This is a genomic window from Arthrobacter sp. 01L42 (genome assembly GCF_056400005.1).
Genome location: NZ_JBFTSL010000024.1, coordinates 60272 through 70938, shown reverse-complemented (window position 1 = coordinate 70938; position 10667 = coordinate 60272). Strand labels below are relative to the sequence as shown.

General features: G+C 64.8%; 10 protein-coding genes and 1 tRNA gene. 10 read left to right on the top strand and 1 reads right to left on the bottom strand.

What is annotated here, in order from left to right:
- Window positions 1-196 precede the first annotated feature (196 nt).
- Window positions 197-1414, bottom strand: a complete 1218-nt coding sequence (locus tag AC1DN2_RS18705) for a pyridoxal phosphate-dependent aminotransferase (RefSeq protein ID WP_230008956.1) — start codon at window positions 1412-1414, stop codon at window positions 197-199.
- Window positions 1415-1690: 276 nt separating this feature from the next.
- Between AC1DN2_RS18705 and AC1DN2_RS18700 the strand changes: the two genes are divergently transcribed.
- The 10 genes from AC1DN2_RS18700 to AC1DN2_RS18655 all read left to right on the top strand — a co-directional run bounded on the left by AC1DN2_RS18700 (window position 1691) and on the right by AC1DN2_RS18655 (window position 10617).
- Window positions 1691-1763 (top strand) — tRNA-Trp (locus AC1DN2_RS18700).
- A gap of 79 nt (window positions 1764-1842) precedes the next feature.
- Window positions 1843-2127: a preprotein translocase subunit SecE gene (gene secE, locus AC1DN2_RS18695; RefSeq protein WP_028276538.1), complete on the top strand. Its 285-nt coding sequence runs from the start codon at window positions 1843-1845 to the stop codon at window positions 2125-2127.
- A gap of 113 nt (window positions 2128-2240) precedes the next feature.
- Window positions 2241-3110 (top strand): transcription termination/antitermination protein NusG, encoded by an 870-nt coding sequence (gene nusG / locus AC1DN2_RS18690; RefSeq protein ID WP_476851488.1) that lies wholly within the window; start codon window positions 2241-2243, stop codon window positions 3108-3110.
- Between the two features lie 129 nt (window positions 3111-3239).
- Window positions 3240-3671 (top strand): 50S ribosomal protein L11, encoded by a 432-nt coding sequence (gene rplK, locus AC1DN2_RS18685; protein ID WP_018773647.1) that lies wholly within the window; start codon window positions 3240-3242, stop codon window positions 3669-3671.
- 184 nt (window positions 3672-3855) lie between these two features.
- Window positions 3856-4563, top strand: a complete 708-nt coding sequence (rplA, locus tag AC1DN2_RS18680) for a 50S ribosomal protein L1 (RefSeq protein WP_018773648.1) — start codon at window positions 3856-3858, stop codon at window positions 4561-4563.
- Window positions 4564-4736: 173 nt separating this feature from the next.
- Window positions 4737-5876 (top strand): GNAT family N-acetyltransferase, encoded by a 1140-nt coding sequence (locus tag AC1DN2_RS18675; RefSeq protein WP_476851487.1) that lies wholly within the window; start codon window positions 4737-4739, stop codon window positions 5874-5876.
- Window positions 5877-6043: 167 nt separating this feature from the next.
- A complete protein-coding gene (locus AC1DN2_RS18670) occupies window positions 6044-7153 on the top strand; it encodes a GNAT family N-acetyltransferase (protein ID WP_028276541.1) in 1110 nt (369 codons plus the stop codon).
- A 326-nt stretch (window positions 7154-7479) separates the two neighbouring features.
- A complete protein-coding gene (rplJ, locus tag AC1DN2_RS18665; protein WP_028276542.1) occupies window positions 7480-8073 on the top strand; it encodes a 50S ribosomal protein L10 in 594 nt (197 codons plus the stop codon).
- Between the two features lie 77 nt (window positions 8074-8150).
- Entirely contained in the window at window positions 8151-8522 is a 372-nt protein-coding gene (gene rplL, locus AC1DN2_RS18660) for a 50S ribosomal protein L7/L12 (RefSeq protein ID WP_028276543.1), read from the top strand.
- 241 nt (window positions 8523-8763) lie between these two features.
- On the top strand, window positions 8764-10617 hold the full coding sequence (locus AC1DN2_RS18655; RefSeq protein ID WP_476851486.1) for a bifunctional metallophosphatase/5'-nucleotidase: 1854 nt from the start codon (window positions 8764-8766) through the stop codon (window positions 10615-10617).
- Window positions 10618-10667 lie beyond the last annotated feature (50 nt).

The window sequence follows — 10667 nt, the reverse complement described above, 5'->3', positions numbered from 1 at the left end:
GAAATCATCAGCCACCCGCGCCCGCCCAAAGGAACCGTCTACATCGGCCTCAACGGCACGGGCAGGCAACCGTCCACGAAGTCCTGAGACATGAACCGTCCACGATCAGTTGAGACATGAAGTGTCAACGATGAGGTGAGACAGCACACACTGGAATAAGGACCCGAAGTGATAGCGCATCGGGGTTTGTGACGTGTTAGTTGGCCTTGCCGAGGAAGTCCTGCAGGCGGGCTACGCCCGTGGCCAGGTCGTCGTCGCCGAGTGCATAGGACAGGCGCAGGTAGCCGGACGGGCCGAACGCCTCGCCGGGAACCACGGCCACCTCGACCTCGTCCAGGATCAGCGCCGCGAGTTCGGCAGAGGTGGCCGGCCGCACCGGGCCGTTCGCAGACGGGAACTCCTTGCCCAGCAGCGCGCGGACGTCCGCGTACACGTAGAACGCGCCCTTCGGCGTCGGGCAGTCAACGCCGTCAATCGCGTTCAGGCCCGCGACGATCGCCTTGCGGCGGCGGTCAAATGCTACCTTCATCTCATCGACGGCGGTCAGCGGCCCGGACACGGCCGCGAGGGCGGCGACCTGGGGGATGTTGGAGACGTTCGACGTCGCGTGCGACTGCAGGTTGGTGGCGGCCTTGATGACGTCCGCGGGCCCGATCATCCAGCCCACACGCCAGCCGGTCATGGCATAGGTCTTCGCCACGCCGTTGAGGATGACCACCTTGTCGCCGAGCTCGGGCACCGCGGTGGCGATCGAGGTGAACGGCACGCCGTCGTAGGTCAGGTGTTCGTAGATCTCGTCGGTGACAACCCACAGGCCCTTGGACGCTGCCCACTGGCCGATCTCCTTGACCTGCTCCGGCGAGTACACGGCGCCGGTGGGGTTGGAAGGGGAGACGAAGAGCAGGATCTTGGTGCGCTCGGTGAGGGCCGCTTCCAGCTGGTCCACGGTGACCAGGTAGCCCTGCTCCGGGCCCGCGAACACCTCTACCGGCACGCCGCCGCCCAGCCGGATGGCCTCCGGGTATGTGGTCCAAAACGGGGTCGGAACAATGACCTCGTCGCCCGGATCCAGCAGGGTGGCGAAGGTGTTGTAGACGGCCTGCTTGCCGCCGTTGGTCACCAGCACCTGGGACGCCGCCGCCTGGTAGCCGGAATCCCGGAAGGTCTTGTCCGCGATGGCCTGCTTCAGTTCGGGGAGCCCGCCGGCGGGGGAGTAGCGGTGGTATTTCGGCTGGCTGGCGGCCTCGATGGCGGCCTGCACAATGTAGCCGGGGGTCGGGAAGTCGGGTTCCCCGGCTCCGAAGCCAATGACCGGACGGCCGGCTGCCTTCAGCGCCTTCGCCTTGGCATCGACGGCCAGAGTGGCGGATTCGGCTATGGCGGAAATGCGCTGGGAAATGCGGGCAGCAGACATGGGCGGGTCCGTTCTTCGCTTGCAGCTGGAAGGCTGGATATGGGATTCGACGAAATCTACTCTATGCTGTTCAGCGGATCCCCCGGGGTGCCTGAACCCGAATGTGACTGACGGCTGTCAGTTGGTTTTCGCAGGCACGCAGGGGTCCGAAGAGGGCCGGTTCGACGTAGACGCAGTTGTTGCGTAGACTGGTTCTCCGGTGTTGAAAACACGATGATGGCCTGCGCCTCAGGGAAGCCTGTGGGACGCATCGGCCGGAGCGGTTTTTCTCCCCGAAGGGTAGTGGCGCAATTGGTAGCGCAGCGGTCTCCAAAACCGCAGGTTGCAGGTTCGAGTCCTGTCTGCCCTGCGCATGCTGTTCCGGATTATCCGGAACCAGCGCAGCAACCATGGTTCAGTTCAGAGCCGGGTATCCGATCATTGCGAGGATGAGTGAGGACCAGGTGACCGAAACAGCTGCCAGCAGCTCCAAAGGCCGCCCCGCCAAGAATGCCGCCAAGCCCGGCTTCTTCGCTCGTATCGCGATCTTCATCCGCCAGGTCATTGGCGAACTGAAGAAGGTCGTCGCACCGACCCGTAAAGAACTGATCAACTACACACTCGTGGTACTGGTGTTCGTGACCATCATGATGGTGATCGTCACCTTGCTGGACCTGGCCTTTGGGACCGCGGTCAGCTGGGTCTTCGGCGGCAGCGGCCCCACGGACAGCTAAGGCGACCGGTCCGCAGACTGCGTGGATGCCCCGGGAAACCGGAGATTCCGCGGGGTGTGCGGAATTGAGTCATTTAAATAGGCATGTTAGGCAATGAGGAAGCAGGAGACCAAGTGTCTGAGCAGGAGCTCGAGGTAACTGAGACTGAGCTGGATAAGAGCCAGGACGCCGCGGTGGAAGCCGCGGAAGAGTCCGAGGCTGTGTCTGCTGCGCCCGAATCCGACGTCACTGACGAGGCCGTAGCCACGGAAACAGAAGCGGCAGACGACGCAGAGGCAGCAGTTGCAGCCGACGCCGACGACACCGACGCTGATGAGGCCGACGACACCGACGCTGATGAGGCTGACGCCGACGTGCTGGCAGCGGCGGCCGCCAAGGCCGACGTCGACCCCGCGGACGAGTTCAAAGCCAAGCTGCGCCGCCAGGAGGGTGACTGGTACGTCATTCACTCCTACGCAGGCTACGAGAACCGCGTCAAGGCCAACCTTGAGACCCGCATCCAGACCCTGGACATGGAAGATTACATCTTCGAAATCCAGGTTCCGATGGAGGAAGTCGTTGAGATCAAGAACGCCCAGCGCAAGGTCATCAACCGTGTCCGCATCCCCGGTTATGTCCTGGTCCGCATGGACCTGACCGACGCTTCCTGGGGTGCCGTCCGCCACACCCCCGGTGTCACCGGCTTCGTGGGCAACGCCCACAACCCGGTCCCGCTGCGCCTCGATGAGGTCTTCTCCATGCTCGCGCCGGTCTTCGAAGAAGAGCAGGCCGAGAAGGGCAAGCCGGTCAAGCACGCCGCCGCCCAGGTCGACGTCGACTTCGAGGTTGGCGAGTCGGTCATCGTCAAGGAAGGCCCGTTCGAGACCCTCCCCGCCACGATCTCCGAGATCAAGATCGATTCCCAGACCCTCGTGGTGCTGGTGTCCATCTTCGAGCGCGAGACTCCGGTCACCCTGGCGTTCAACCAGGTCAGCAAGATCTAGCTTTTCCCTAAGAATTCGCCCCGGGCTGCCCGCTTAGCAGCCACGGAGCGGCCGGCCGCCTTGCCATGGCGGCCACCAACCTGAGGCACGCTCCTGTGCCCCAGGACGTATTTGAGAGAAGGACCTACATTGGCTCCCAAGAAGAAGGTCACCGGCCTCATCAAGCTGCAGATCCAGGCAGGTGCCGCTAACCCGGCCCCGCCGATCGGTCCTGCGCTCGGCCAGCACGGTGTCAACATCATGGAATTCTGCAAGGCGTACAACGCTGCGACGGAAGCCCAGCGCGGCAACGTTATCCCCGTGGAAATCACGGTCTACGAGGACCGTTCCTTCACGTTCATCACCAAGACCCCGCCGGCTGCAGAGCTCATCAAAAAGGCTGCAGGCGTCGCCAAGGGTTCGGCTACCCCGCACACCGTCAAGGTTGCCAAGCTGACCCAGGCCCAGGTCAACGAGATCGCCACCACCAAGATGGAAGACCTCAACGCCACCAGCCTCGAAGGCGCAGCGAAGATCATCGCCGGCACCGCCCGCTCCATGGGTATCACCGTCGAGGGTTAATGCCCCACCGCTGATGCGCCGGGATCGGGAAACCGGTCACGACGCCGTCAGCACCGCCGGCCAGCCGGCACCACCTAAACAATGAAGAGCGGAATTCCGGAACGGATACACCAGCCGGAATGCCGCCTGTGGCAGGGCCCAGCGCGGTCCGCAGACCACAACTGCACAAGGAGAAATAAGCAGCATGGCAAAGCGCAGCAAAGCATATGAGGCAGCCGCGGCCAAGATCGACGCGGAGAAGTTCTACGCGCCGTTCGAGGCAGTGACGCTCGCCAAGGACACCAACCCGTCCAAGTTCGACGCCACCGTTGAGGTCGCTTTCCGCCTCGGCGTTGACCCGCGTAAGGCCGACCAGATGGTCCGCGGCACCGTCAACCTGCCGCACGGCACCGGTAAGGTCGCCCGCGTCCTCGTCTTCGCAACGGGCGACAAGGCTGAGGCCGCAATCGCGGCCGGCGCCGACTTCGTTGGTTCCGATGACCTGATCGAAAAGATCGCCGGCGGCTGGACCGACTTCGACGCCGCCGTCGCCACCCCTGACCTCATGGGCAAGGTTGGCCGCCTCGGTAAGGTCCTGGGTCCGCGTAACCTGATGCCGAACCCGAAGACCGGCACCGTGACCGCTGACGTCGCCAAGGCCGTCAACGACATCAAGGGCGGCAAGATCGACTTCCGCGTCGACAAGCACTCGAACCTGCACTTCATCATCGGCAAGGTTTCGTTCGACGCCATCAAGCTGGCCGAGAACTACGCAGCCGCACTGGAAGAGGTCCTCCGCCTCAAGCCGTCCGCTTCCAAGGGCCGCTACATCCAGAAGGCCACCGTGGCCACCACGTTCGGCCCGGGCATCTCGGTTGACCCCAACGTCACCAAGGTCCTGACCGAGGTCTAGTCCTCACCGGATCCACGGAACTGCGGCTTCGCTGACGTCGCCGGTTCCAGCCAAAGGCCGTCCCGCAACTGCGGGGCGGCCTTTTGCCGTCCTGCGCCGGGACCCCGTGGCGTGCGAAACGTTTGGCATCCGGGACCCTTGGTGCCGCCGGACTTGCCGGTTAGGCTGTCCCGGTGACTACGCCGTCGTACCTCATCGAGGAACTCTCCCTGCCCGCCAGCCTTGACGCTGCCGACACCGATGCCGCTGATACGGCAGAGTTCCTCGAATTCATGGAACTCTGTGATGAGCTCATCCTGCAGACTTGGGGCAACCTGGACCGGGCATCGTCCGCGGCGGCCCGCCTGCAGTACTGGCGGGACACGGCGTACACCCGGCTGCGGCTCTTCTTCGTCCGCGTCGACGGGCGCATGGCGGCCAACTCCTGGGTCCGCTGTGAACTGCGGGAGAATCTGGGCAGTGCGCTGCTGCACGTGAGCGTCCTGGATGCCTTCGCCGGGCGGGGGATCGGCCGGGCACTGCTGGAGCACGCCGAGGCCCTGGCCGCCGCCGACGGGAGGACCATCCTGCAGACCTTCACCGAGCACCCGGCCGATTTCGACGTCGCTGGCACCAACCTCATCAAGCCCGCCACGGGGACCGGAGCGCTGCCCGCCGGCGCGCCGGGCGTCCGTTTCGCCGGAAGAGCCGGCTACCGCCTGGAGCAGGTCGAACGGTTCAGTTCGCTCGACGTCCCGCCTGCCGCGGACCTCGACGCCCTGGAACGGGACGCCCTGGCCCGCGCGGGGGACTATGAGCTGCTGCACTGGACCGATTCCTGCCCGGAGGAACATGCCGCCCAGCTCGCGGTGCTCATGTCCCGCATGAGCACCGACGCCCCCTCCGGTGCGCTGAGTTACGAGCCGGAAATCTGGGACGTCGCCCGGGTCCGCCACGTCGAGGACACCTGGCGGCGCGCCGGCCAGTCCTCCCTCGTGGTGGCGGCACGGCACCGGGCCAGCGGCGAACTGGCCGCCTATACCGTCCTGCAGACAACAGCCGACAAGCCCTGGCTGGCCAACCAGGACGATACCCTCGTCGCTGTGGGCCACCGCGGCCACCGGCTTGGCATGCTCATCAAGATCCGCAACCTGCGCCTGCTGGGGGAGTCCTACCCAGCGGTCCGGCGCGTCCTGACGTACAACGCCGCCGAAAACGACCATATGCTCGGCATCAACATCGCGTTGGGCTTCAAGCCGGCGGGCTACGACGGCGAATGGCAGCGGACCGCTGCCGCCGCGGACGCAGCCACCGGCAATGAGATCCGGAACTGACCAGGCGCCGGCTGGGGCGGAAGCTGCCGGGCGCAGACTGGAGCGGAAACTGCCCTGCGTCACCAATGGAACAGCGGCCCAAACCAGCATATGCTGGCGGTTGAAAGCCCGGTTTGAGCCGGGCCGTACCGATGGTGGGTGGCACAACGGCTGGGAAGATGCCCTCTATGGCAAACGATGTACGGATTGAGCAGCTGTGGATCCCCGATTCCCTTGACGCGCCCGATGCCGCCGACTTTCTCGCCGCCATCGAGGTGGGGCGCAGGGTCCGGATGCAGACCTGGGGCACCGACGACCTCGCCTACGCGCCGCAGGAAAAGCTGCTTGAGATGGCGGACCCCTACGAACGCCAGGTGATCCTCGTCGCCAAGATCGACGGCGTGATTGTCGGGACGGCGGACATCGCCCTGCCGCTCGTGGACAACCTCGATCTCGCCGAATTCACCCTCGACATCCTGCCGGAATTCCGGCGCCAGGGCGTGGGGAGGCAGCTGCTGGCGGCCGCCGAACATTTCGCCCGGGACGAGGGCCGCCACACGATCCTGATCGACACCAACCACCCGGGATCAACCCTGACGGACCCGGAGGCCGAACAGCTCGTGCCCGGCAGCGGTGTCGGGTTCGTCCCGCTGGGCAGCCGTGACGTGGAATTTGCCCGCCACACCGGCTACACCCTGCAGCACATCGAGCAGTTCAGCTCCTGCGCGTTGCCGCTGGACACCAAGCTCGTCGCCGACCTCGAGGCCGAGGCCGAGGAAGCCAATGCCGGCCGCTACCGTCTGCACCACTGGACGGACCGGTGTCCTGACCAGTGGCTCGAGGCCGTCGCCGCGCTGGAAAACCAGGCAGGCGAGGACGAAGTGCCGGGGCCGGATGCCCAGGAAATGGTGTTCGACGGCGGCATCCTCCGGGAAGCGGAGGAAGTCACCATAGCCCAGGGCCGCCGGACGGTGGTCACCGCCGTCGAGCACATCGCCAGCGGAACGCTCGTGGGCCTGACCACCATCAGTGTCCTGGCCCTGCGCCCGGACGTCGTCTTCCAGGACGACACGGTGGTGCTGCAGGAACACCGCGGCAACAAGCTCGGGCTGCTGATCAAGGTCGCCAATATGGAACGGCTCAGCGAACAGTTCCCGGACGCCCGGGTCCTGTACACGTGGAACGCCCCGGAGAACCGCTACCTCCTGAAGGTCAACCAGCAGCTGGGCTTCACGACAGCGGGCGTGACGGGTCTCTGGCAAAAAGAACTCCCCAACTTCGGACCGGCTGTCAGCTGAGGGCTGTTCACCCAGCACTGCCCGCCGGGCCCGATTTGGAACACGCGCGCCGTGTCCCGTAAGCTTGGAGGACCAAAGACCGTCGGTTGTTGGAAATCCACTCTCCCAAGCAAGACTCACTTCTGCAGTCGCGCCGGGAGAGCGCAGTGGATTTCCGGACGAAGGACCCTGAACATAGGGCGGCCGGCGCAGGTGAACGAAGCAAAGCTCCGCGGTCATGGACCGCGTCGAGACAAGCCCCGTGCATCTGCGCGGGGCGTTTTTTAGTTTTTAGCTCTTTTGAGCGGGGACCCGGACATACCGGCACTATCCCCGGAAGGAGGGTTATGGCAACGCCTAGCAAGGTTTCAGCAGTAGCTGAGATCACTAACGATTTCAAGGAATCGAACGCCGCTGTCCTGACCGAATACCGCGGGCTCACCGTTGCACAGCTCAAGCAGCTGCGTGTCTCTCTCGGCCAGGAAACCAAGTTCTCGGTCGTCAAGAACACCCTGACCGCCATTGCAGCCAAGGAAGCTGGTGTCGAAGCATTCGACGGTCAGCTCGCCGGCCCCACTGCAATCGCGTTCATCAAGGGTGACGCAGTTGCAGCTGCCAAGAGCCTGACGGATTTTGCCAAGGCCAACAAGCAGCTGGTCATCAAGACCGGTTACTTCGAGGGCAAGGCACTGAACGCCAGCGAAGTTGCTGCCCTGGCAGCACTCGAGTCCCGTGAGCTGCAGCTCGCCAAGGTTGCAGGGATCCTCAAGGCTCCTGCTGCCGCCGCTGTACGCATCATCGACGCACTGCGCCTCAAGCTTGAAGAAGAGAACGGTGCACCGGCAGCAGCCGAAGCACCCGCCGCTGAAGAAGCTCCCGCAGCAGATGCAGCAGCCGAGGCCGAAGCACCGGCCGAAGCCGCAGCCCCCGAAGAGAACTAGTCCTCTTCTCCATAAGACTCCGGTGCGACAGCGAGCCTCAGGGCCGCCGCGCACCACTATAGGAAGGACGCCACACCATGGCGAAGCTCACCAACGAAGAGCTCATTGAAGCTTTCAAGGAACTGACCATCATCGAGCTCTCCGAGTTCGTCAAGCTCTTCGAAGAGACCTTCGAAGTTACTGCTGCTGCCGTTGCCGTTGCCGGCCCCGCCGCTGCTGCAGAAGAAGCCGAAGAGAAGACTGACTTCGACGTCATCCTCGAAGCTGCTGGCGACAAGAAGATCGCAGTGATCAAGGAAGTTCGCGCCATCACCTCCCTGGGCCTCAAGGAAGCCAAGGACCTGGTTGACAGCGCACCCAAGGCTGTTCTCGAAGGCGCCACCAAGGAAGCTGCCGAGAAGGCAAAGGCTCAGCTCGAAGAAGCTGGCGCCCGCGTTACCCTCAAGTAACACCCGCCGTCCGGATCCATCGCGGTCCGCACTGCTCAAAGGAAACCCCGTCCACTCAGTGGGCGGGGTTTCCTGCGTTTCCGGACCGGACTCCACGCTGGCTGGAGCGCTCCCGTCGCCCGGGATGAACGGCGTCCAAGGATTTGGCAAAGTTTGTCTGATACCCCTGTCGCAGTTGTAAAGCCGCCCCTAGACTGTGGATTTGTGCCCACCGGCCCCTACGTTCAGGAGTTCACCCACCATGCCGAACCCACACGATGCACCCTCCCGCCGCGCGATGCTCACAGCCGCCCTCGTCGGCGGCAGCGCCGCCGCAGCCGCACTGGCGGGAGCCCCCGCAGCCCAAGCCGCTGGCGAACGGGCGGCCACGGGCGGGCCGGACGGCAAGAAGCACTTCACGCTGACCGTGCTCGGCACCACAGATCTGCACAACAACGTCTTCAACTGGGACTACTTCAAGAACGTGCCCTATGCCGATGCCGTCGGGAACAAGATCGGGATTGCCCAGGCTGCCACCCTGATCAACGCAATGCGGGCCGAGCGCGGAGCGGCGAACACCTTGACCATCGACGCCGGGGACACCATCCAGGGCACGCCCCTGGCCTACTACTTCGCCAAAATCCAGCCCATCTCGGCCACCGTGAAACACCCCATGGCGCTGGCCATGAACGCGATCGGCTATGACGCCGCGGGGCTGGGAAACCACGAGTTCAACTACGGCATTCCACTGCTGCGCACCTGGGAGAAGCAGCTGGACTTTCCGCTCCTGGGCGCCAACGTGCACGACGCCGTCTCGGGCCAGCGCGCCTTCACGCCGTACGTCCTGAAGCGGGTCAAGACGGACAACGGCTGGGTGACGGTGGGCCTGGTCGGGTTCGTGACGCCAGGCTGCGCCCTCTGGGACCGCGACAACGTCCAAGGCAGGCTCGATTTCAACGGCATCGTCGAAGAGGCCAAAGCTGTCATTCCGCAGGTGAAGGCCGCCGGCGCGGACATCGTCATTGTCACGAGCCATTCCGGGGCGACGCCGGGGTCTTCCTACGGCGACGCCCTGCCGTTCCCGGAGAACGCCTCCACCCAGCTGGCGGAGGAAGTGCCCGGCATTGACGCCATCCTGGTCGGGCACGCCCACCTGGAGATCCCCGAGCGTTTCATCACCAACAAGGCCACCGGCAAGCAGGTGCTCCTGACCGAACCGCTCAAGTGGGGCATGCGGGTATCTGTCATGGACCTCGAGCTCGCCAAGGTGCAGGGGCGGTGGGCCGTGACGTCGGCGCATTCGCACTTGCTGGACGCCAAGACGGTGAACCCGGACCCCGCCGTCGTCCGGGCCGTGCAGGCCGGGCATGAGGCCACGGTGAACTACGTCAATGAGGTCATCGGAACCTCCACGGCACCGCTCAGCACGGCCACCGCCTGCTGGGAGGACTCCGCAGCGATCGACGCCATCAACTACGTCCAGGCGAGCACCATCAAGGCTGAGCTGGCCAACGGTCCCGCGGCCGGGCTGCCCGTGCTGTCCATTGCCGCGGCCTTCTCCCGCGCCGTTGATGTCAAGGCCGGGGCGCTCACCATCCGCGACGTCGCAGGGCTGTACATCTTCGACAACACGCTGCTCTCCGTCAAGGTCACTGGCGCGCAGGTCAAGGCATACCTGGAGTGGTCCGCCCAGTACTTCAAACCGGTGACCGCTACCACAGCCAGGGCCCAGGACGTCACCAATGCCGTGACCGCCACGGCACCGAACGGCACGCCGGACTACAACTACGACGTTGTCTACGGCCTGGACGCGCCGCTGAACTACGAGATCGACCTCGCCCGGCCGGCAGGGGACCGGATCGTCAAGCTGACCTACGGTGGCGAGCCGCTGCGGCTCGAGCAGGAATTCGCGCTGGCCATCAACAACTACCGGCAGAGCGGGGGCGGCAACTTCCCGGCCGTGAAGAGCGCGCCCGTGCTGTCCAACAGCCAGCAGGAGATCCGGCAGCGCATCATCGACTACGTCGTGGACCGCGGGACCTTGGACGTCGCCGTGTTCAGCCAGGCCAACTGGCGCCTCACCGTCAACGGGGCACCCCTCACGGTTACGGCCTGACGCCCGGTCAAACAGCAACGCGGGGTCACTTCCGGCCCATCCCGACCGTC

Excerpts from the sequence above, each read along its gene's own strand:
- AC1DN2_RS18655 (WP_476851486.1), top strand. The coding sequence starts at position 8,764 with ATGCCGAACCCACACGATGCACCCTCCCGCCGCGCGATGCTCACAGCC.
- AC1DN2_RS18670 (WP_028276541.1), top strand. The coding sequence starts at position 6,044 with ATGGCAAACGATGTACGGATTGAGCAGCTGTGGATCCCCGATTCCCTT.
- rplA (WP_018773648.1), top strand. The coding sequence starts at position 3,856 with ATGGCAAAGCGCAGCAAAGCATATGAGGCAGCCGCGGCCAAGATCGAC.
- secE (WP_028276538.1), top strand. The coding sequence starts at position 1,843 with ATGAGTGAGGACCAGGTGACCGAAACAGCTGCCAGCAGCTCCAAAGGC.
- rplJ (WP_028276542.1), top strand. The coding sequence starts at position 7,480 with ATGGCAACGCCTAGCAAGGTTTCAGCAGTAGCTGAGATCACTAACGAT.
- AC1DN2_RS18705 (WP_230008956.1), bottom strand. The coding sequence starts at position 1,414 with ATGTCTGCTGCCCGCATTTCCCAGCGCATTTCCGCCATAGCCGAATCC.
- rplL (WP_028276543.1), top strand. The coding sequence starts at position 8,151 with ATGGCGAAGCTCACCAACGAAGAGCTCATTGAAGCTTTCAAGGAACTG.